Here is a 20,580-nt window from a genome sequence, read left to right as displayed (position 1 = left end):
GAGAGCAACGATGGAATTCGCCACCTCACGCGACGGCACCCGCATCGCCTACGAACGCCGGGGCTCGGGGCCGGCGCTGATCCTGGTCGACGGAGCCCTGAGCCACCGGGTGTTCAACCCCTTGGGGGCGGCGCTGGCCGACCTGCTCCAGGACTCGGCGACCGTCTACACCTACGACCGGCGCGGCCGCGGCGACAGCGGAGACAGCGCCCCCTACGCCGTCGGGCGCGAGGTCGAGGACCTGGACGCGCTGGTGCGCGCCGCCGGCGGGCGGGCGCGCCTGTTCGGCCTGTCCTCGGGCGCGGTGCTGGCGCTGGAGGCCGCCGCGCACGGGCTGGCGGTGGAGGCGCTGGCGCTGTACGAGCCGCCGTTCATCGTGGACGCCTCCCGTCCGCCGCTGCCACCGGACTACGCGGTCCGGGTGGGGGCGCTGGCGGCCCAGGGGCGCCGGGCCGAGGCGGTGGAGTACTTCATGACCGCCGCGGTGGGCCTGCCCTCCGAGTTCCTGGCGCCCATGCGCGAGGACCCCTCCTTCGCGCAGATGGAGCAGGTGGCCCACACCCTGGCCTATGACGCCGCGGTGATGGGCGGCACCATGTCCGGGGTGCCGCTGCCGGCGCACCGCTGGGCCGCGGTGCGGGCGCCGGTGCTGGTGGCCGACGGCGGCAAGAGCGAGCACTTCTTCGCCGACGCCGCCGACGCCCTGGCCGCGGTCCTGCACGACGTGCGCCGCACCACCCTGGAGGGGCAGGGCCACGACGTGGACCCCCGGGTGCTGGCCCCGGTCCTGCGGGACTTCTTCGGGCGCTGAGCGGGCCGGGGCGGGGCCGCGGCCCCGCCCCGCCGCTCAAGGCGCGGCGGCCGGGTCGGCGGGCTCGCCGGTGCGCCGGGCCTGCCGCGCCCGCCGCAGCGCACCGGCGGCCACCCCGTGGCGGGGGGCGAAGAGGTAGGCCAGGGCGAAGGCGCAGGCCTGCACCGCCACGACCGCCCCGCCGGTGGCCGCGTCCAGGTGGAAGCTCAGGTAGGTGCCCAGCACCGAGGCGGTCACCGCGACCGCCACCGCGATGGCCAGCATGCGCTCGAAGCGGTCGGTGAGCAGGTAGGCGGTGGCGCCGGGGACGATGACCATGGCCACCACCAGGATGATGCCCACGGCCTGCAGGGCCACCACGACGGTGACCGCCAGCAGGCCCAGCAGCAGCGCCTCCAGGCGGCGCGGGTTCAGGCCGATGGCGTGGGCGTGCACCCGGTCGAAGGCGTACAGGGTCAGGTCGCGGTGCTTGACCAGCACCACCGCGAGCACCACGGCGCCGGCCGCCAGCACCTGGGCGATGTCGGCGTCGGAGACCCCCAGGACGTTGCCGAACAGGATGTGCATGAGGTCGGTCTGGCTGGGGATCTTGGAGACCAGCAGCACGCCCACGGCGAACAGGGCGGTGAAGACCACCCCGATGGCGGCGTCCTCCTTGACCCGCGAGGTGCGGTTGACCACCCCGATCAGGGCGACCGACCCGGCGCCGAAGACCAGCGCCCCCACCGCGAAGGGCAGGCCCAGCAGGTAGGACAGGACCACGCCGGGCAGCACGGCGTGGGAGACCGCGTCGCCCATCAGCGACCAGCCGATCAGCGTCATCCAGCAGGACAGCACCGCGCACACCGCCCCGGCGACCACGCTGACCAGCATGGCGCGCCACATGAAGTCGAACTGCAGCGGCACGGTGAACCACTGGACCAGGGCGTTCAGCGCCTCCATGCCGCCTCCTGCCCGTCGTGGCGCGGTCGGGCCGAGGCCCCGGGGGCGGTGACGGGCGCGGTGATGCCGAAGACCTCGGCCAGGCGCTCGGGGGTGAGCACCTGCTCGGGGGCGCCCTCGGCGAGCACGCGGCGCTGCAAGAGCACCGCGCGGTCGCACAGCTCGCCGGCGCCGGCCAGGTCGTGGGTGGACACCAGCAGGGTGCGGCCCTCCTCTCGCATGCCGTGCAGGACCTCGGTGATGGTGGCCTCCGAGCCCTTGTCGACGCCGGCGAAGGGCTCGTCGAGCAGGAACAGGTCGGCGCCCTGGGCGATGCCGCGGGCCACGAAGGCGCGCTTGCGCTGGCCGCCGGACAGGGCGCCGATCTGGCGGTGGGCCAGGTGGCTCAGGCCGGTGCGCTCCAGGGCCTCGGCGACGGCCCGGCGGTCGGCGGCGCGGGGGCGGCGCATGGGGCCCATGTGGCCGTAGCGGCCCATCATGACCACGTCGACGACCCGGACGGGGAAGGAGTGGTCGATGCGCTCGCTCTGCGGGACGTAGGCCACCAGGCCCGCCTTGCGGGCGCGGTCGGGGGTGCGGCCGTGCAGCAGCACCTGCCCACCGGCCAGGGGCACCAGCCCGATGAGGGCGGAGAAGAGGGTGGACTTGCCCGAGCCGTTGGCGCCCAGCAGGGCGCAGACGGTGCCGGACTCCACGCGCAGGTCGGCGGCGTCCAGGGCGAGCACGTCGCCGTAGCGGACGGTCAGGCCGCGGGCGTCGATGGCCGGGTGGCCCGTGGCGGTGGCCTCGGGCGCGCGGGCGGGCGCGGTCACGGTGCGTCCTCCTCGGGGTCGGCTTCGGGCTCTTCGCCGGTCAGGCCTTCGACGATGGTGCGGGCGTCGTGGCGGAGCAGGTCCAGGTAGGTGGGCACGGGGCCGTCGGGCTCGGACAGAGAGTCGACGTAGAGGTCCCCGGCGAAGCGGGCGCCGCTCTCCTGGGCGACCTGGCGCTGGGCCTTGTCGTTGACGGTGGTCTCGCAGAAGACGGCGGGCACCTCGTTGTCGCGGACGAACTCCACGGCCGAGGCGATCTGGCGGGGGGTGCCCTGGGAGTCGGCGTTGACCGGCCACAGGTACTTCTCGCGCAGGCCGGTGTCGCGGGCCAGGTAGGAGAAGGCGCCCTCGCAGGTGACCAGGGCGCGCGCCCCCTCGGGCAGGGCGTTGAGCTCGGTCTCCAGGTAGTCGCCGACCTCGGCGACCTCGGCGGTGTAGGCCTCGGCGTTGGCGGCGTAGTCCTCGGCGTGGCCGGGGTCGAGCTCGGAGAGGGCGTCGCGGATGTTGGCGATGTAGACGGCGGCGTTGTCGGGCGACATCCAGGCGTGCGGGTTGGCGCGGCCCTCGTACTCGCCGGCGGCGATGGGGATGGTCTCCACGCCCTCGGTCAGGGTGGCGGTGGGGGCGTCGATGCGGTCGGTGAACTGGGAGAACCAGGCTTCCAGGCCCAGTCCGTTGTCCAGGATCAGGTCGGCGTCCTGGGCGCGGACCAGATCCTCGGGGGTGGGCTCGTAGCCGTGGATCTCGGCGCCGGGGCGGGTGACGGAGGCGACCTCCAGGTGGTCGCCGGCGACGTTGCGGGCCATGTCGGCCATGACGGTGAAGGTGGTCAGCACCTTGGGGCGGCCGTCGCCCCCGTCGTCGGCGGGGGCGGCCGAGCATGCGGCGGCGCCGAGCAGCGCGGCGGCGAGCCAGGCGGCACCCCAGGGGCGGAGTGAGGGCCGGCTACGGCAAATGTTCGGCATGCCTAACTTCTACCACAGGTGGACTGAACTAGGTGTTTCGGTCCGTATACCTTCCCCATTGCACCCCCACCGCGGCCCGGCGGCAGGGTCCCGGGTGTCAGGTCCCCCGGGAGGGCCGGGCGTTCCTCGCGTCCTCTGCCGCACGGCACGACGAACGCGGTTCCGGGGTCCCGCCCCTTTTCCTCCCCGCGGCGGACCGGTGGAGCAGACAAGGGCGGCGACCGGACGGCCCTCGGGCCCGGGAGGCGTTCATGGACGGCCGCCTGCTCATCCGTGAACGGCTGCTCGTCGAAGGCCCTGGGGTGTGCGCAGGGCGCGGGGACGGGTGAGCGGGGGCGTCGACCTGCCGGGGCCGCTCCGGGGCGGGGTGGCGGCGGGGCGCCGGGGGCCGCCGATCTAGGCTGGCGTGGCCGAGGGCGAGGCCCCGCGGGGCACCGACGACGGGAGGAGCCGACGATGGCCGAGGCCGCCGCGTACGCGGTCCTGGACCGGGCACTGGACGAGGCCGCCGGGATCAACGCCTTCTTCGAGGTGGTGCGCGCCCCCGCCGAACAGGTGCGGCCGGCCGAGGACCTGTGGACCGACGGCGCCTTCCTCGCCTCCCGGATCGCCGCGGTCCGCGAGCGCCTGGCCGGGCGGGCCGGCCGCCACCTCGACGACGTCGAACCGCGTGTGGCCGCCTCCATCTTCTTCCAGGGCATCGCCTCCCGGGTGCTCTCCCCGGCCGCCGCGGCCGCGCTGGCCGGCGGCGTGGTGCCCGATCAGCGGGCGCTGGGCTGGTACACGGAGGGGGCGGGCCTGCTCCTGGCGCGCACCGGCGGCCCGGGGGTGCCCGTCGGCCCGGAGCCCGGCGCGGCCGCTGACGGCCTGGCCGAGCACGTGCTTCAGGGCATGCTCGCGCCCCTGGCGGGGGCGGTGCGCGCGCAGGTGAAGGTGGCGCCGCGGCTGCTGTGGGGCAACGCCGCCTCCTCCCTGGGCGGCACGGTCGCGGCCCTGGCCTCGGCCCGCCCCGGGCTGGCCGGCGCGGCCGCCGGGCTCGGCGCGGCGCTGATGGCCCGCCCGCCGCTGGAGGGCCTGGGCGGCCCCGGCCGGACCGGCGCGACGATGGCCGACTCCTTCCAGCGCACCACCTGCTGCCTGTACTACCGCATACCCGGCTGCGGCACGTGCGGCGACTGCGCCCTCGCGGGGCGCTGACCCCGCTGCCTCGCCCCTTCAGTGCGCCGGCAATCAGCCCGCGCATGAAGGAGCAGCCCAGGACCAGGTAGATCACCGGGCTCTGCCAGGACGCCGGCACCGCCGCGACGTGTGTCACGGGTCGCCCTTATGCGTCCGCATTCCCTTCACCCGTGGGACCGGTTGTCGATTGTGCGGGTTTGAACCTCACGCAGCGTGAGGTCCTAGCGTCATGGGCGATACAGGAACGGGGTGCCGGAGCGGCGCGGACGCGAACGGGGGCGGGCATGGAGGGCGAAGGCCGCGTGTGGAAGGTCGGCGAACTGGCCCGGGCGACCGGCCTGACGGTGCGGGCCCTGCACCACTACGACGGCATCGGTCTGGTGCGGCCCTCAGAACGCACCGCCTCCGGGCACCGGCTCTACACCGAGGCGGACGTGCGCCTGCTCTACCGTGCCCTGGCCCTGCGCGATCTGGGCCTGGCTCTGGAAGAGGTGCGCTCGGTCCTGCAGGGCGGGGGTCCGGGGCTGGACGAGCTTCTGACCGGGCAGTTGGCCCAGGTCGAGCGGCGCATCGCCGCCCTCGAGGGACTGCGCGGACGGTTGTCGGCGGTCCTGCAAGCGGCGCGCGGCGGTTCAGCGCCCGAATCCGAGCGCCTGATGCGCGTGATCGAAGGGATGAGCAGCGTGGACGAGACGGTGAGGGCCTACTTCGGCGAGGAGCGGCTGCGGGAGCTGCAGCGGCGCCGACAAGAGCGCGGGGAGGAGGCGGTGGCCGCCGACATCGCCGCCTGGCCGGAGCTGATCGCGGCGGTGGGCCGGGCGGTGGAGGACGGGACCGACCCGGCCTCGGACGAGGGGCGGGAGCTGGCCCACCGGTGGATGGCGCTGCTGGAGTCCTTCCACGGCGGCGACGACGGATTGAAGGAGTCGCTGTACCGGATGCGCGAGGACAGGGCCGAGGAGATCACCGCCGGGCACGGCGGCCCGACGCAGGAGATGATCGACTTCGTCGCCAGGGCGAACGAGGCGAGGGGCGCCGGCTAGGGCACGGGCCGGGGCACTGCGGCGCCCCGGCCCGCGGCAGTCAGTCGTCGAAGAGCTCCTCGGCGGAGGAGACCGTGGCCGCGCGGCGGACCCAGGTGTCGAGCAGGTCGATGTCGGTGCACGAGGTGATGCGCTCGCGCGCGTCCTCGGTGACCTCGATGCCGCGGGCCCGGAGGAAGGTGATGATGCCCTCGGCCTTCCCCTCAGCCTTCCCCACGGCCATCCCGGCGTCCCTTCCGTCCTGGAATGAGCGGCGGAAGAGCCGGGTCTTGTACTCGTAGGTTCCCGTTCCCATGATCTCCTCCAGGTACTTTCGCGCCGCACGCGGCAGCGCCGCCAGCACGTAATCAGAATACAGACTGGTCACCGACTGATCGATGGCCTCCAGAGCCGCCGGAAGGGCGTCCAGCGCGGCGCGGTCGCGCGCGTCGTTGTGGGCGGCCGCGATGATGGCCAGCTCCGGATGGGCCCGCGCCTGCTCAGGGTCGGTGATGGGCGGGATCGATCCCATGAGGAGCGGCACGGGCCGGACCTCGCCGCACCCCAGGTCGATCGGGGTGGCGCACCATTGGCAGACGCTCGCCTTCGGCACCAGCACCAGGAGCTTGACGGGGCACCTCAGGCGGGCACGGAGGGTGCTGACGTAGACGGGCCAGCTGAACTCCTTCTCTTCGTCTTTCTTCAGCTGGTTCTCGACGATGATCGCCATTTGCGGGACATCGTCCTCTTCGCACACGACTGCGGAGTCGATGCGGTATTCCGTCGCCGCGGTGGTCGTTGCGTCGCCCGATTCGCAACGTGTACGGGAGTATTTCGGCACCGGCACCTGCTGGGCGGCTTCGAGGAGCTCTACGGCGACCTCGGGGCGGTGCCGGATGATGTCGAGGGGGAACTCGTGTTCGAGTGACGGCATGCGGAGAACATAGCGGAGGGGACGGCGGCGCGAGAGGGGAAAGAGAGAACGCGGGGATTTGCGGAATTGTGCGGGCCGCCGCCCCTTATCAGAGGGTCCGGGAAGAGATCAGCGGATCAATTCCTCGGCCAGGAGGTCCATCAGCAGACCGTCGTGGAAGGTGCCGTCGTCGCCGCGTTCGTAGCGCCGCAGGACGCCCACGGGGCGGAAGCCGACCTTGATGTAGGCGCGGATCGCCGCGGTGTTGTCGGCCGCGGGGTCGATGGTCAGGCGGTGGTGGCCCTCCTCGTCGACCAGATGGGCCGCCAGTGTGCGCACCGCATCGGTGCCCAGGCCCTTCCCGTGCACGGCGGGGGCCAGGTAGACGTCGATCCCGGCGTGCCGGTAGTCGGGGTCCTGTTCGGCCGCCCACTGGATCGCGCCGACGGTGCGGCCCTCGTACTCGACGGCCAGCGTACGGGTGTCGGGATCGGCCAGGTCCCGGGAGACCTCGGCGTCCATGTCCTCGGCCGCGCGCCACCAGGCCCGCACCTCGGGGGTGCGGCGGATGGCGGCCAGTGCGGGGACGTCGTCGTCGGTCGCGGGTCGCAGGGTGACGTAGGTACCACGCAGCACGGTCATGATCACCGAACCTATAGGGCCCCGCACCGCCGGGACAGAGCCGGGCCCGCGTTCCCGAGGGGCACGGGGCGCCCCGGAGGAATCCCCCGGGCGGGGCCGCCCCGTCCCCCTCGCGGGGGATCACCGGGGCGGGCGCGGAGCGCCAGGCTGGGCCCATGGACACCTCAGCGCGACTCACCGTTGCCGGCGGGTGGAGCATGGCGGCCATCGCGCTGCTGCACACCCTCTTCTTCCTCCCCCACCCCTACTGGGGGGAATGGTTCTCGGGCGAGCTGTGGAGCCACGGGACGTCCACGGAGTCGATGCTGGGCTTCTGGGCGCTGCCGGGCGGCTTCGTGGTCCCCTTGGCCGTGCTCGGCCTCCTCGTGGCCAGGACGGGGCGCCGCGGCGAAGCGGTGCCGGCCTACGCGGGATGGGCGATCGGCCTGTGGGCCCTGGGCTGCGCGGCGCTGGTCGGCCCCAGCGGGTTCCTGCTGGGGCTGGTGCCGGCGGGCCTGCTCATCGGCGCCGGCCTGGCGCGCCGGTCGGGCGACCGGCGCCGCGCAGCGGAGGCCTGGCGCGCCTAGCGCGCAGGGGCCGCTCGCCTGAGATGTGCGGTCCGCCCTTCCCGCCGGGAGGGCGGACCGCACCCGTTGCACGGGAACGGGGCGGCAGGGGTCAGTCGGGCGCGATCCACAGCGCTTCGGCGGCCATCAGGCCCAGGGAGCGCTCGCAGGCGTCCTCCCCCGAGCCGATGCGCACGATGAGCGAGCCGCCGTAGGGCTGGCGCTCGACCACCTCCACGTGCATGCCGATGCCGATGCGCTGCTCGGACAGGTAGCGCAGCAGTTCGGGGTCGGTGTCGTTGACCCGGACGATGGTGCCGACCGCGCCGGCCTCGGCGTCCGAGAGCAGGCCGGTGGCGCGGTTGACCACCCGGCCGTCGCGGGTGGGGATGGGGTCGCCGTGCGGGTCGGCCACCGGGTCGCCCAGGCGGGCGGAGATGCGCTCGACGAACTTGTCGGAGACGACGTGCTCCAGCTCCTCGGCCTCGTCGTGCACCTCGTCCCAGGAGTAGCCCAGCGCCTCCACCAGGTAGGTCTCCAGCAGGCGGTGGCGGCGCAGCACCGCCAGCGCGGCCTTGGTCCCGGTCTCGGTCAGGCGCACCGACCCGTACCGGCGGTGGTCGACCAGGCCCAGGTCGCCGAGCTTGCGCAGCATCCCCGAGACCGAGGAGTTGGACACCGACAGCCGCTCGGCCATCGCCGAGATGGTGACCGGGCCGCTCCCCCTCTCCTGCAGGTCGTAGATGACCTTGACGTAGTCCTCGACCGAGGTGGACGGCCGCTCCGCCGGTACTGACTCCATGCCTTCAACGCTACCGTGAATCGCCTGTGCGCCCCGTTCCCGCGGCTCAGCGCGGTGGACGCACTCCCTGAGGGGCCGGCGGGCAGGCCTCTCCGGGAACGCGGCGGCGCTCCTCGCGCAGCAGGAGCAGCGCGGCCACGGTGGTCCACCCCAGCAGGCACACGATGGACGCGCGCTGGTACAGCCCGGCCAGGTCGACGAGGCCGGGGTCCTGCTCGAAGCCGGTGCCGGCGAGGACGAAGAAGACGACGCCCGCGACCGCGCTCAGCAGGGAGTAGGCGGCCGCGGCCCACCACCGTGCGCGCAGGGCGCGTACGCCGAAGACGACGCAGGCCACGGGGAGCCCGATGAAGACCAGCATCGAGAACGCGTCGTGGGCCACCCCCACGGGGGTGTAGACGATCTCGTCGGGGCTGCCGGGCGGGTAGCCGCTGAGCGGGTCCCCGGGGAAGACCCCGGCGCCCGCCAGGCCCACCCCGGCGGCGCCGACCGCCCACGGGGCCGCGCCGGTGCGCCCGCCGACCGGCACCCGGCGCATCCCCGCGGCGAGGAGGACCAGCAGCCCCCCGGCCAGTAGGAAGTTCGCCGCCTGCACCCACCCGTCCCCGGTGAGGGCGAGCGAGCTGACCGGGTGGCGGAGCGGGTCGTAGTCGGGACGCAGGGCGCCGGCGGCCGTGAACACCGCGACGAACAGGGGGCCGGCGGCCGCGCCGCCCACCAGGAGCCGGCGCGTCGGCGCGCCGCGCGGTACCGCCATCGGGGGCCTCCTCCCGTGTGCGCCGCATCGAAGGCCGACGCTACCCGTTGCGGCCCGCCTGGCCCCCACCGTCCCCCTGGCCGTTTCCGGACTGTTCGCTCAGCAGGTTCTCGATCCGGACGAGCCGCTGTTCCAGGGCCCGGACCTGGCCCGCCGTCGCGGCGCGCTTGCCCTGGCGCAGCTCCACGAGCAGAGTGCCGTCCGGCTCCAGCATGACGCGCTCGGCGTCGCCCACCCCTGAACCGCCGTCCCGGCGCACCACCTGTTCGACGTCGGCCTTGCGCACCCCGAGCCGCCACATGGTGCGCCGGTCGTACCGGCCGTCGCGCACCAGGACGCTGGCCCGGCCCTCGAACAGCCGCCAGGCCCACCACCAGCGGGTGCGCAGCCGCACCATCGCCCAGTCGGCCGCCATGAGCACGACCGCGCCGACCACGCCCCCGGTGACCGAGAAGTCCTGGCCGATGACGGCGTTCTGCACCACGTTGGACAGCAGCAGGACCACGACCAGGTCCATGGTGTTGAGCTGGGCCAGGTCGCGCTTCCCGCCCAGCCGCAGAATCAGGTACAGGGCCAGGTACACCAGGACGGTCCGGACGGTCTTCTCGGCCGTGGGGATGTCGGGGACGAACATGTCGTGCCACATGGTGGGGCCCTCTCCGCTTCCGCCCGCGGGCGCGCGGCGGCCCGCCCCGCCGCGTCCGCTCCCATGCTGCCCGGCGGCGCCCCGGCGCATCGGCCGGACGCGCCGGGGCGGGCGCCCGCGCCTCTTTCGGACGCCGGGAACCCCTGCTGCTGCGGGCCTCCCTGCCGCCGCTCCCCCTCTTCTCCCAGGTCACAGGTGCATCTTAGGTACCATCTGCGTTAGTATTCGTACAGAAGTTCGATTTCGGCCCGTCTTCCCCGTCGTGTGCCGGTGTGAGCGCTCTGGGCGGTTCGCCGCCGGGGCCACGCCGCGCCCGGGCCGCGCGCCCGTCCCGGGCGCCGATCCGCGAGGGGGAGGAGCGCGATGCCGGTGCGGCCGCGGGCGGAGCGGGCACGAAGGGGGCGCCCGTGACCGCGCCCGCCCCCTTCGTCCACCTGGACGCGGCCTCCTCGGCCTCCATGCGCCACGGCACCTCCCACCCCGCCGCGCTGGTCGAACGCGCCGCCGAGCTGGGCATGGACATGCTCGCGCTGACCGACCGCGACGGCGTGTACGGTGCCGTGGCCCACCTCAAGGCCTGCCGCGACGCCGGCATCCGCCCGATCCTGGGGGTGAGCCTGGCGGTGGCCGCCCCCGGCGGCGGCCGCATCACCCTGCTGGCCCGCGGCGCCCGCGGCTGGGCCTCCCTGTGCCGCCTGGTCACCCGCGCCCACGCCGCCGCCGGAACCGACCCCTCGGCCGTGCCCGCGGTCTCCCCCGAGGCCGTCGCCGCCCACGCCGAGGGCCTGGTGGTCCTGCTCGGCCCCGGCTCCGACGTGGGGCAGGCCGTGGCCCGGGGCCACGGCCGGCGCGCCCTGAGGCTCCTGGAGGGCTGGCGCGCCGCCGCCGAGACCGCCGTCGAGATCGTCGACCACCTGGGCCCCGGCCAGCGCCGCCGCGCGGCCGCCCTGCTGGCCCTGGCCCGCCGGAGCCGCACCCTTGCGGTCCTCGGCAACGCCGTGCGCTACCCCCGCCCCGAGGACGCCGAGGTCGCCCAGGTCATCGACCAGGCGCGCCGCTGGCTCCCCGGGGGCGGCCCGCCCGCCGAACCCGCCGGGACCCAGGCCTACCTCAAGGGCACCGCGGAGATGGCCGAGATCGCCGAGCGGGTCTGCGGGCCCGACCGCACCGAGGCCCGCCGCCTGCTCGCGCACACCCGCGCCCTGGCCGCCTCCTGCGCCCTGGACCCCGAGGCCGACCTGGGCCTGGGGCGGCCGCACATGCCCCGCGTGCCCGGCGCCCGCGAGCGGCTCTGGCGCGCATGCGAGGAGGGCGTGGACCGGCTGGGCCTGCGCGGCGACGAGCGCGCCCGCTCCCGCCTGGCCGCGGAGCTGGAGATCATCGAGCGCAAGGGGTTCTCCCCCTACTTCCTGACCGTCGCCGACATCGCCGAGCGCATCCGCGCCCGCGGCATCCGCTGCTCCATCCGCGGCTCGGGCACCGGCAGCCTGGTCAACCACCTCATCGGCATCTCGGCGGTGGACCCCCTGGCCAACGGGCTGCTCATGGAGCGCTTCCTGTCGCACGGGCGCACCGGGCTGCCCGACATCGACCTGGACGTGGAGTCGGCCCGACGCCTGGAGGCCTACGAGGCGGTGTTCGAGGGCTACCCCGACGCGGCCTGCGTGTCGATGCTGGAGACCTACCGGGCCCGCAGCGCCGTCCGCGACGCGGGCGCGGCCATGGGGCTGCCGCCGCACGAGGTGGACGCGCTGGCCAAGGCCTTCCCCCGGATCCGCGCCCGGCAGATCCGCCAGGCCTGCGAGGACCTGCCCGAGCTGCGCACGGGGCGGCTGGGCGAGCACCCGGCCCGCGCGCTGTTCCGCCTGGCCGAGCGGCTCGACGGGCTGCCCCGGCACGCGGCCCTGCACCCCTGCGGCATCGTCGTCTCGGACGGGACGCTGCGCGACCGGGCGCCGCTGCAGCCCAGCCGCACCGGCTTCGACATGGTCCAGTTCGACAAGGACGACGTGGAGGAGATGGGACTGATCAAGCTCGACGTCATCGGGGTGCGCCTGCAGTCGGCCATGGCGCACTCCCTGGACGAGATCGAGCGCACCGGCGGGGAGCGGGTCGACATCGACGCGCTGCCCGACGGCGACCCGGCCACCTACGCCATGATCCGCTCCTCGGCCACCCTGGGCTGCTTCCAGATCGAGTCGCCGGGGCAGCGGGAGCTGGTGGGCAAGCTCAGGCCCAAGAACATGGGCGACCTGATCATCGACATCTCGCTGTTCCGCCCCGGGCCGGTGGGCAGCGACATGGTCGCCCCGTTCCTGGCCGCCCGCGAGGAGGCCGCCGAGGGGGGCGCGCCGGCCGGCCCCGACCTGGTCTCCCCGGTGCTGGCCGAGGTGCTGCGCGAGACCGGCGGGGTGGTCGTCTACCACGAGCAGGTGCTGAAGATGCTGCACCTGATGACCGGCTGCGGGCTGGACCAGGCCGAGGTGATGCGCCGCCGCCTGGGCACCGAGGAGGGGCGCGAGCAGGTGCGGGAGGTCTTCACCCGGATGGCGCTGGAGTGCGGCCGGCCCGGCGAGGAGGTCGAGCGCGCCTGGGAGATCCTGGCCTCGTTCGGCTCGTTCGGGTTCTGCAAGGCCCACGCCGCGGCGTTCGCCCTGCCCACCTACCAGTCGGCCTGGCTCAAGCGGCACCACCCGGCCGCCTTCTACGCCGGGGTCCTCACCCACGACCCGGGCATGTACCCCAAGCGCGCGATCATCGACGACGCCCGGCGGTTCGGGGTGCCGGTGCTGGGGGTGGACGTCGACCGGTCGGGGCACGAGTGGCGGGCCGAGCCCACCCCGGACGGCCGGTGGGGGGTGCGGGCCTCGCTGGCCGACGTCAAGGGGATCTCCTCGGCCGAGATCGAGGCGGTCGTCGCCGGGGCGCCCTACGCCTCGCTGCGCGACTTCGTCTCCCGCGCGGCGGTCTCGCGGGACGTGCTGGACCGGCTGATCGAGGTCGGGGCGCTGGACCGGGTGGGCGCGGCCCCCGGCGCCGAGCGGTCCGGCCGCCGCGACCTGCTGCTGCGCGCCGGGGAGCTGGAGCGCGCGGGGCGGTCGGGCCCGGGCGGGGGCCAGCTGGGGCTGGCGGTGGAGCCGGGGGCGGCGGCCCGGGAGGCGGGGCTGCCCGAGATGACCCCGGCCGAGGAGGTGCAGGCCGAGCTGCAGGTACTGGGCTACGACGCGAGCCGGCACCTGCTGGACTGCTACGCCGAGGTGCTGGCCGCGCTGGCGGCCCGGCACGGGGCGGTGCGCGCCCGCGACCTGTCCCGGGCCCGGCACGGGGAGCAGGTGCTGGTCCTGGGGGTGAAGGTGGCCACCCAGACCCCCGCGGTGCGGTCGGGGCAGCGGATCATCTTCACCACCCTGGACGACGCCACGGGGCTGGTGGACCTGACCTTCTTCGAGTCGGTGCAGGACCGGTGCGCGGCGACGGTGTTCGGCTCCTGGCTGCTGGCGGTGCGCGGCCGGGTGCGCAGGGCGGGGTCGGGGCCGCCGACGGTGAACGCGGCCGAGGCCTTCGACCTGGAGGAGCTGGCCCGGCTCTGGCACGAGGAGGGGGCCGAGGCGATGGACGCCCACTTGCGGCGGCCGCACCGGAGCCGCCTGGCGGGCGTGGGCGGCAGGCGCGTGCGCTACGCGAGCGGGTTCGCGCTCACCCCCTACGCCGAGATCGCCCCCGCGGGCAGCGGAAGCGACTCGGCCCCGAGGAAGCTCTGGCACGCCAGCCCGGGCAGCACGGGGAGGTGAGGCGCGCGATCAGCCGACGGTGCCCGGCACGGCGGTCCCGGGGTGCTCGCGCAGGACCTGGACCGCCTCGTTCCTGCCGGACGCGTCGCCGCGGATCCACCGGACGCGCCCGCCGCCCGCCTTGGCCTCGGCGACGTCGACGGACGCCCCGGCGGGGTCGAGGCCGACGACCTCGACCCCGCGGCCGGCGAGGAGGAGCGCGAACACCCCCGTGCCGCAGCCGATGTCCAGCACGCGACGCGCACCGCACTCCTCCGCCGCCCCGAGGTAGGCGCCCAGGTCGCCGCGGTCGCCCTCGACCGCGTCGTAGACCGCCGCCAGCCGCGGATTCCCGAAGCACTCATCGACCATGCGGCAGAAGATACGCACGGCGCCTACGCCGCCCAACCGGATTTCGGTCGGAGGGCGAGCGGCCCGCGTCAGTCGGCCGGAGGGGGAAGCGCCTTCTTGAAGCCGACGTGGGTGGGGTCGTAGCCCAAGCGCCCGTAGAAGCGGTGGGCGTTTTTCCGGGTGCGGTCGGAGGTGAGCTGGATCAGTGGGCACCCCCGTTGGCGGGCCTGGGACTCGGCCCACTCCATCATCCGGGCGCCGATCCCCTTCCCGCGCTCTTCGGCCCGGACGCGCACCGCCTCGACCAGGGCACGGGTGGATCCGCCGCGCGACAGGTAGGGAATGAAGGTGAGCTGCAGTGTGCCCACCACTCTCCCGCCCGCCTCGGCGACCGCGAGGAGCTGGCGGGGGTCGGCGTCGATCTCCTTGAACGCGGAGAGGTAGGGCGCCAGGTCCCCGGTGTCCTCACGCCCACGCCCGATCGCGTCGTCGGACAGCATCGCCACGATCTCGGCCACGTCCTCGACCTGCGCCCGCCGCATCCGGACCGGTTCGCCCATGCCACTCCCCCCGCTGGTCCCGCAGCTGTCGGTGAACGGCGTGAAGCCTATCCCCCTCCCGGCGCGGTGCCGGGCCCGGCACCGAGGAAAAGGGCTGGAGGGGCGGGCCCGGCCGTGCTGGAATGACCGGGTGATCGAGCCCCATGTCCTGACCGCGTTCGCCGTCGCCTCGTTCCTGCTGATCGTCGCCCCCGGCCCCAGCGTGCTCTTCGTCGTGGGCCGCGCCCTTGCGCACGGGCGGCGCGTCGCTCTGGCCGGCGCCGTCGGCAACGCGATCGGCTGCTACGCGCTGGTGGGGGCCGTGGCGCTGGGCCTGGCGCCGCTCGTGGAGCGCTCGGCCGTGCTGTTCACCGCGCTGAAGCTGGCGGGCGCGGCCTACCTGGTCTACCTGGGCGCCAAGACCTGGCGCGAGCGCGGGGCCCTGGCGCACGAGTCCGCGGACCAGGACGCGCGCGGGGGCCTGCCGCGCCTGGTGTGGGACGGTTTCGCCGTCGGGGCCGCCAACCCGAAGACCCTGATCTTCCTCGCCGCCGTGCTGCCGCAGTTCGTGGACCGGGCCGAGGGGCACGTGGCACTGCAGATGCTCCTGCTCGGCCTGGTCTTCAGCGCCCTCGCGGCGGCCTGCGACAGCTGCTGGGCGCTGGGCGCGTCCTCGGCACGGTCCTGGTTCGCCCGCTCGCCCCGCAGGCTCTCCGCCCTCGGCGGCGCCGGAGGTCTCACCATGATCGGCCTGGGGGTCGGTCTCGCCGTGACCGGACGGAGGGACTGACGGGGGACGGGCGGTTCCCTGCGGCAGCGTGCCGTTTCCCGGCCGTGGGGTACGGCCAGCCGTGGGATACGGCCAAAGGACCGGCGCCGTGCCAGCGGTTCAGTGCCGGTCCGCCCCGGTGATCCGTCGGGCCGTCGCGACGAAGGACTCCAGCGCCGGGTGGACCGCCCCGGGTCGCCAGACCAGGTGGACGTCCACCGGCGGCGCGTCCTCCAGGGGGACGTACACGACCTCGGCGTGCCGGCGGGTCAGCGCCACCGACCCCAGTGTGACCCCGATGCCCGCGCCCGCCGCGATCAGGTCGATCCAGTCGTCGACATTGGCGGTGTCGCCCACCACGCGCGGGCGCGGCCCCGCGCCCCACATGCTCGGGTCGGTGGTACCGGTGCCGGTGTTGACCAGCAGCCCCTCGTCCGCCAGGTCGGCCAGGACCAGAGACCCCCGCCCCGCCAGCCGGTGGCCCGAGGGCAGCGCCGCCCACCGCTCCTCGCGGTGCAGCCGCGCACGGCCGTACCCGCTCCCCGGCGGTGCTCCCCGCACGACGCAGGCGTCCACCTCCCCGGCCTCCAGGCGGGCCATCGCGTCGTCGCGGCGGACCAGTTCGAGGGGGCGGTCCGGGCGCTCGTCGCGCCAGGACCGCAGCAGCGGGGTGGTGAAGGGGCCGAAGGCGCCCCAGGGGTGGCCGATCCGCAGCGGGCGCGGCGGCCCGGCCGGGGCGCGGACCGCCTCGTCGAACGCCTCCAGGGCGTGCTGCGCCCGGACCCGGAACGCCTCCCCCTCGGCGGTGGCCTCGACACCCTGGGGGGAGCGGCGCAGCAGCACGGCGCCGGTCTGCTGCTCCAGTGCGGACAGCGTGCGCGAGAGGGCGGGCTGGGTGATGTGCAGCCGCTGCGCGGCGCGGGTGATGCTGCGTTCCTCCACCGCGGCGACGAACGCCCGGAGGTGCCGGATGTCGATCCCCATGCCCGCAGAGCATACCCCCATGGGAGAACGGCATTTCCTGCGGCCGCCGGCGATTGGCTAGAAAAAGGGGTGCGGAATGCGCGCCGGCGCCGCGGATTCCTCACCCCTTTCCTTGCGCGTTTCCCTCTCCCCTTCCCTTCCGTCGGCGATCGGAGCCCCCATGTCCGCCACGGCCCCCGCCGCCTCCGCCAAAGCGGCCGCGGCGGCGCCGGCCGCCTTCGTCCTGCTGTGGGCGAGCGGACCGCTCGCCGTCCAGCTGGGGCTGCCGCACACCACCGTCCCGGCCTTCCTCTTCCTCCGCGCGGCGGGCGCCGCCGCGCTCGCGTGGGGGATCTGGACGCTGGTGCGCGACCCCCTGCCCCGCGGTGCGCGCCGGTGGCTGCGACTGGGGGCGGTGGCCCTGCTCGTGCAGGTCCTCTACCAGGGGTTCTTCTTCCTCGCCCTGGCGGTGGGCGCGCCCGCGGCGACGGTGATCGTGATCGTGGCCCTGCAGCCGGTGCTCACCGCGGCCGTGACCGGTGCGGGGCGGGGACCTGCGGTGTGGGCCGGGTCGGCCCTGGGCGTGGCCGGGGCCGCGCTGACGGCGGGGGCGGGGCCGGGGGCCCTGGCCGGGGGCGACGGCGGTGCCGCGGGCGTGGCGTTCGCGTCCGCGGCGCTGCTGGGCATCACCGCCGGAACCCTGGTCCAGGGCCGCGCCTCGGGGGTGGGCCTGTGGGCGTCGCTGGCGCTGCAGAGCACGCTCAGCGCGGCCGTCTTCGGGGCGGTCGCCCTGGCCGGCGGCCGGATGCGGGCCGATTGGGAGCCGGGGCTGCTGTTCGGCGCCGGGTGGATGGCCGCGGTGGTCTCGGTGGGGGCCACGGCGCTGCTGTACGTGATGGTGGCCCGGGGCGAGGCGGTGCGGGTCAGCGCCCTGTTCTTCTGCGTGCCGCCGGTGACCGCCCTACTGGAGTGGGCCGTGCACGGCCGGGTGCCGACCCTGGCGGCGGCCGCCGGCATGCTCTGCGCCGCCGCGGCGATCGCCCTGGTGGGTCGGGGCAGGGGGCCCGCTCGCGGCGGCGCGGTCGAAGGGCGTGCGGACCCTGGCTCCGAGAACTGCTCCCCTGCACGGGAAACGCGCGGGAATGCACGCGCCGCGCGTCGATGGTGACGGAGTTCTCCATCGTTTTTATGTTCCCGGGGCCCACGCCGCTTGCCGGGAACAAGCGCGATGTCGTATACCGTTTTCAGGGACCCTGCGATCGGGCCCGCGGACGAGGGAGCCGTACCCGCTTCACGACAAGACGGCCATGGAAAGAGGTCCGCATTTCATGGCCTGGTTCGTGTTGGTGCTCTCCGGCGTCCTGGAGGCGGTGTGGGCGGCGGCCCTGTCGGCCTCCGAGGGCTTCCGCCGCCGGCGCCCGACCCTGCTCTTCTTCGTCGCCCTGGCCCTGAGCATGGCCGGGCTCGGCTGGGCCATGACGTCCCTGCCGACCGGGACCGCCTACGCGGTGTGGGTGGGCATCGGCGCCACGCTCACCGTGGTGTGGGGCTTCTTCACCGGGAAGGACCGCGCGTCGGTCACCAAGGTCCTGCTGCTGGTGCTCCTGGTCGGTTCCATCATCGGTCTGAAGGCGGTGAGCTGAGCATGCCGTGGATCATCCTTCTCATCAGCGCCGTCTTCGAGGCCGTGTGGGCCACGGCGATGGGCATGTCGGAGGGGTTCACCGAGCCCGGACCGACCGCCGTCTTCGCCGTCGCGCTCCTGGCGAGCATGGTCGGCCTGGGACGGGCGGTCAAGCACATCCCGATCGGCACCGGATACGCGGTCTGGGTCGGCGTCGGCGCGGCGCTGACGGTCGCCTATGCGATGGCCACCGGCGCCGAGCCGGTCTCGGCGGCCAAGATCGTGTTCATCGGCGGGATCATCCTGGCCGTCGCAGGCCTCAAGCTGGTCCCGGCCGGGTCGGAGCCCCGGCCGGGGGCGGCCGCCGAACAGGACGCGGGCGCCTGAGCGCGGTGGGCGGCCTCATCCGCCCACCGCCGCCAGGTGCTCCTCCAACCGCTCGCCGACCTGCTGCAGCGCGGCGATCCGCCGTCGGACGGCACGGCGGGCGTCGGGCTCAGTGCAGTACGGGGTCGGCCCAGACCGCGCCGCCCTTGACGCACTCGTGCGAGGTGGAGACCAGCTCCAGGCGCAGGACGCCCCCGACGTCGGCCTCAAGGTCCGCCGCCTCGCCCAGGCCCACGGTCTCCTGGGCCAGGCGCTCGCCGTCGCCCACGACCTCGAAGGTGACGCTGCCGTCGGCCTCCTCGGCGCCGTCGTCGATGCCCACGGTCCCGGTCCACGTGCTCCAGTCCCGGCCGAGGTTGAACTCGGTCGAGCGGTCGTCGTCGCAGTAGTGGTCGTGGACGAGGGCGCCGTTGCGGCGGGAGCCGTCCACGGACGCGTTGCCCCACATCCGGTCCCGGCCCTCCACCGATTCCCAACCGGTCATGGGCTCACCGTCAGGCCGTGCGGCCGAGGGCCCGTCGGCCCCGTCCTCCGGTCCGCCGTCACCATCGCCGCCTCTGGAGGGCTGCGGCGCCGGGGAGGCGGTGACGGTGTGCGCGGCGGTCACCGTCGCCACCGGTCGGGGCGCGGGGTCATGCGGGGCGCCGTCGCGCGCGGCGACGTAGACGACCGGTGCGGTGACCAGGGCGCCGACGGCGACGCCTGCGGAACCGGTGATCAGGGCGGTGGGCACGGTGACGTTCCGGGGCAGCGGCACGGCGGGTCCTCAGGGGGCGGGGGGGGCGGTCAGTGGGGGCAGGCTAGCGGCCCCGGGCCCTCCGTGTTCGCCGATCGGTCCGGATTCTGCAGAGGCGGCCGGTGCGCTCAGCCGCGGCCCGCGGCCGTGCCCGCCTCGGCCCCGTCCTGCGCCGCCTCGGCCTCGCGTTCGGCGATGGCAGCGTTGACCTCCTCGGGCGCCAGGACGTGGTCGAGCACCATGGCCGCGCCGCCGCGCAGGCCGGCCGCGCCCCCGGAGTGGTTGGGCACGATGCGCAGCTGCCGGGTGGCCAGCGCCGTGGCCCGGCGGAACACCGCCTCGCGCACCCCTGCCGCCAGCGGGTCGAAGGCGGTGCCCAGGTGCCCGCCGAGCACGATGACCTCGGGGTTGAGCAGGTTCACGGCCCCGGCCAGCACCTCGCCGACCCGGCGCCCGGCCTCGCGCACCAGCGCCACCGCGTCGGCGTCGCCGTCGGAGGCCAGCGCGGCCAGCCCCTGCACGCCCGCCGCCTCCCGCCCGGCCCGGTGGAAGCGCTCCAGCAGCGCCGGCCCGCCGGCCACCGCCTCCAGGCAGTCGGTGTTGCCGCAGCGGCAGGAGGTCCCGCCGCCGTCGGGCACGGGGATGTGCCCGATCTCCCCGGCCGCGCCGAGGGTGCCGCGCACCAGTGCGCCGCCGGAGATGATGCCGGCGCCCACGCCGGTGGAGACCTTGACGAAGACCAGGTCGTCGGCGCCGGGGTAGTCGGCGGTGTGCGCGCCCAGCGCCATCACGTTCACGTCGTTGTCCAGCAGCACCGGCACCGGGAAGCGCTCGGCGACCAGCGGGGCGATGTCCACGCCGCCCCAGCCGGGCAGCACCGGCGGCTCCTCGGCGCGCCCCAGGGCGAAGCGCACGGTGCCGGGCAGGCCGATGCCCACCCCGCGCGCCTCGTGCGGGGCGCGGCCGCACTCCTGAAGCAGGCGCTCCCAGGTGCCCAGCAGCCAGGGCAGGGCGGTGTCGGGGCCCTGGACGACCTCCGGGGAGCCCTCGGTGCGGGCCAGCACCCGCCCGGCCAGGTCGCACACGGCCGCCTGGCTGCGGGAGATGCCCAGGGCCGCGCTGAGCACCACGCCGCCGGCGGCGTTGAACTCCAGGCGCCCGGGAGGGCGGCCGCCGCGCGAGGGGCCGTGGTGGCCCTCGGTGACCAGCCCCAGGTCCATCAGCTCGGCGACCCGGGAGGCGACCGAGGGCCGGGAGAGCCGGGTGACCCGCGCGATCTCGGCGCGGGTGGCGGCCTCGCCGGTGCGGATCAGCCGCAGCACGTGGCCGGCGGTGGCGGCGGTCGCGGGCGGGCCGTGGCGTCGGGGCATGCCGCAATTCAACCACGCACACCCCCGTGTCGGAC

At 75.1% G+C, this 20,580-nt stretch carries 22 protein-coding genes and 1 riboswitch; of the genes, 9 read left to right on the top strand and 13 right to left on the bottom strand.

Annotation, left to right across the window (positions count from 1 at the left end):
* Positions 1-10: 10 nt before the first annotated feature.
* A complete protein-coding gene (locus C892_RS0102230; RefSeq protein ID WP_017555863.1) occupies positions 11-811 on the top strand; it encodes an alpha/beta fold hydrolase in 801 nt (266 codons plus the stop codon).
* A gap of 36 nt (positions 812-847) precedes the next feature.
* On the opposite strand, the gene C892_RS0102225 is transcribed toward C892_RS0102230, so the two are convergent.
* The 3 genes from C892_RS0102225 to C892_RS0102215 are packed head-to-tail and all read right to left on the bottom strand — an operon-like array spanning position 848 to position 3,530.
* On the bottom strand, positions 848-1,753 hold the full coding sequence (locus C892_RS0102225) for a metal ABC transporter permease (protein ID WP_017555862.1): 906 nt from the start codon (positions 1,751-1,753) through the stop codon (positions 848-850).
* A complete protein-coding gene (locus C892_RS0102220) occupies positions 1,741-2,565 on the bottom strand; it encodes a metal ABC transporter ATP-binding protein (RefSeq protein WP_017555861.1) in 825 nt (274 codons plus the stop codon). The genes C892_RS0102225 and C892_RS0102220 overlap by 13 nt, the downstream gene beginning before the upstream one ends.
* On the bottom strand, positions 2,562-3,530 hold the full coding sequence (locus C892_RS0102215) for a metal ABC transporter substrate-binding protein (protein WP_017555860.1): 969 nt from the start codon (positions 3,528-3,530) through the stop codon (positions 2,562-2,564). The genes C892_RS0102220 and C892_RS0102215 overlap by 4 nt, the downstream gene beginning before the upstream one ends.
* Before the next feature lie 456 nt (positions 3,531-3,986).
* On the opposite strand from C892_RS0102215, the gene C892_RS0102210 reads away from it, so the two are divergent.
* Together C892_RS0102210 and C892_RS0102205 are read left to right on the top strand one after the other, a co-directional pair.
* Positions 3,987-4,727 (top strand): (2Fe-2S)-binding protein, encoded by a 741-nt coding sequence (locus C892_RS0102210; RefSeq protein ID WP_017555859.1) that lies wholly within the window; start codon positions 3,987-3,989, stop codon positions 4,725-4,727.
* A gap of 266 nt (positions 4,728-4,993) precedes the next feature.
* Entirely contained in the window at positions 4,994-5,752 is a 759-nt protein-coding gene (locus tag C892_RS0102205; RefSeq protein ID WP_017555858.1) for a MerR family transcriptional regulator, read from the top strand.
* Between the two features lie 40 nt (positions 5,753-5,792).
* On the opposite strand, the gene C892_RS28405 is transcribed toward C892_RS0102205, so the two are convergent.
* The gene (locus C892_RS28405; RefSeq protein ID WP_026124090.1) at positions 5,793-6,665 is read right to left on the bottom strand and encodes a hypothetical protein; all 873 of its coding nucleotides are present in this window, start codon (positions 6,663-6,665) and stop codon (positions 5,793-5,795) included.
* Between the two features lie 108 nt (positions 6,666-6,773).
* Complete coding sequence (locus C892_RS0102195; protein ID WP_017555855.1) at positions 6,774-7,286, bottom strand: GNAT family N-acetyltransferase; 513 nt, start codon at positions 7,284-7,286, stop codon at positions 6,774-6,776.
* 155 nt (positions 7,287-7,441) lie between these two features.
* Between C892_RS0102195 and C892_RS0102190 the strand changes: the two genes are divergently transcribed.
* A complete protein-coding gene (locus C892_RS0102190) occupies positions 7,442-7,852 on the top strand; it encodes a DUF6463 family protein (RefSeq protein ID WP_239647232.1) in 411 nt (136 codons plus the stop codon).
* A 91-nt stretch (positions 7,853-7,943) separates the two neighbouring features.
* Here the strand turns inward: C892_RS0102190 and C892_RS0102185 are convergent, their stop codons facing one another.
* Genes C892_RS0102185 through C892_RS0102175 form a run of 3 tightly spaced genes read right to left on the bottom strand, consistent with a single transcriptional unit; the run spans position 7,944 to position 10,036 of the window.
* A complete protein-coding gene (locus tag C892_RS0102185; protein WP_017537672.1) occupies positions 7,944-8,633 on the bottom strand; it encodes a metal-dependent transcriptional regulator in 690 nt (229 codons plus the stop codon).
* A 46-nt stretch (positions 8,634-8,679) separates the two neighbouring features.
* Positions 8,680-9,390 (bottom strand): DUF998 domain-containing protein, encoded by a 711-nt coding sequence (locus C892_RS0102180; RefSeq protein ID WP_017555854.1) that lies wholly within the window; start codon positions 9,388-9,390, stop codon positions 8,680-8,682.
* A gap of 40 nt (positions 9,391-9,430) precedes the next feature.
* Positions 9,431-10,036, bottom strand: coding sequence for a DUF421 domain-containing protein (locus C892_RS0102175; RefSeq protein WP_017555853.1), 606 nt, complete (start codon positions 10,034-10,036; stop codon positions 9,431-9,433).
* A gap of 407 nt (positions 10,037-10,443) precedes the next feature.
* Between C892_RS0102175 and C892_RS0102170 the strand changes: the two genes are divergently transcribed.
* Positions 10,444-13,827: a DNA polymerase III subunit alpha gene (locus tag C892_RS0102170; protein ID WP_017555852.1), complete on the top strand. Its 3,384-nt coding sequence runs from the start codon at positions 10,444-10,446 to the stop codon at positions 13,825-13,827.
* A gap of 9 nt (positions 13,828-13,836) precedes the next feature.
* Here C892_RS0102170 and C892_RS28395 read toward each other — a convergent pair whose 3' ends face one another.
* Together C892_RS28395 and C892_RS0102160 are read right to left on the bottom strand one after the other, a co-directional pair.
* Entirely contained in the window at positions 13,837-14,178 is a 342-nt protein-coding gene (locus C892_RS28395) for a class I SAM-dependent methyltransferase (RefSeq protein ID WP_239647231.1), read from the bottom strand.
* A gap of 68 nt (positions 14,179-14,246) precedes the next feature.
* Positions 14,247-14,717, bottom strand: coding sequence for a GNAT family N-acetyltransferase (locus tag C892_RS0102160; RefSeq protein ID WP_017555850.1), 471 nt, complete (start codon positions 14,715-14,717; stop codon positions 14,247-14,249).
* Positions 14,718-14,847: 130 nt separating this feature from the next.
* Between C892_RS0102160 and C892_RS0102155 the strand changes: the two genes are divergently transcribed.
* Positions 14,848-15,486: a LysE family translocator gene (locus tag C892_RS0102155; protein WP_017555849.1), complete on the top strand. Its 639-nt coding sequence runs from the start codon at positions 14,848-14,850 to the stop codon at positions 15,484-15,486.
* A 99-nt stretch (positions 15,487-15,585) separates the two neighbouring features.
* Here C892_RS0102155 and C892_RS0102150 read toward each other — a convergent pair whose 3' ends face one another.
* Positions 15,586-16,449 (bottom strand): LysR family transcriptional regulator, encoded by an 864-nt coding sequence (locus tag C892_RS0102150; protein WP_017555848.1) that lies wholly within the window; start codon positions 16,447-16,449, stop codon positions 15,586-15,588.
* Positions 16,450-16,609: 160 nt separating this feature from the next.
* On the opposite strand from C892_RS0102150, the gene C892_RS0102145 reads away from it, so the two are divergent.
* From C892_RS0102145 to C892_RS0102135, 3 genes are all read left to right on the top strand, one after another.
* Positions 16,610-17,596, top strand: coding sequence for a DMT family transporter (locus C892_RS0102145; protein ID WP_017555847.1), 987 nt, complete (start codon positions 16,610-16,612; stop codon positions 17,594-17,596).
* A gap of 78 nt (positions 17,597-17,674) precedes the next feature.
* Positions 17,675-17,738: riboswitch (guanidine-III (ykkC-III) riboswitch) on the top strand.
* Positions 17,739-17,756: 18 nt separating this feature from the next.
* Positions 17,757-18,071 (top strand): DMT family transporter, encoded by a 315-nt coding sequence (locus tag C892_RS0102140; protein ID WP_017555846.1) that lies wholly within the window; start codon positions 17,757-17,759, stop codon positions 18,069-18,071.
* A gap of 2 nt (positions 18,072-18,073) precedes the next feature.
* Positions 18,074-18,439 (top strand): DMT family transporter, encoded by a 366-nt coding sequence (locus C892_RS0102135; protein WP_017555845.1) that lies wholly within the window; start codon positions 18,074-18,076, stop codon positions 18,437-18,439.
* Positions 18,440-18,548: 109 nt separating this feature from the next.
* On the opposite strand, the gene C892_RS0102130 is transcribed toward C892_RS0102135, so the two are convergent.
* Together C892_RS0102130 and C892_RS0102125 are read right to left on the bottom strand one after the other, a co-directional pair.
* A complete protein-coding gene (locus tag C892_RS0102130; RefSeq protein ID WP_017555844.1) occupies positions 18,549-19,196 on the bottom strand; it encodes an NPCBM/NEW2 domain-containing protein in 648 nt (215 codons plus the stop codon).
* 107 nt (positions 19,197-19,303) lie between these two features.
* Positions 19,304-20,545 carry an ROK family transcriptional regulator gene (locus tag C892_RS0102125; protein ID WP_017555843.1) on the bottom strand — a complete coding sequence of 414 codons (1,242 nt, stop codon included), beginning with the start codon at positions 20,543-20,545 and terminating at the stop codon, positions 19,304-19,306.
* Positions 20,546-20,580: the final 35 nt, after the last annotated feature.

It is taken from the genome of Nocardiopsis baichengensis YIM 90130 (assembly GCF_000341205.1).
In the GTDB taxonomy this organism is placed as follows: domain Bacteria; phylum Actinomycetota; class Actinomycetes; order Streptosporangiales; family Streptosporangiaceae; genus Nocardiopsis_A; species Nocardiopsis_A halophila.
This window is presented reverse-complemented; position numbering and strand designations above follow the sequence as displayed.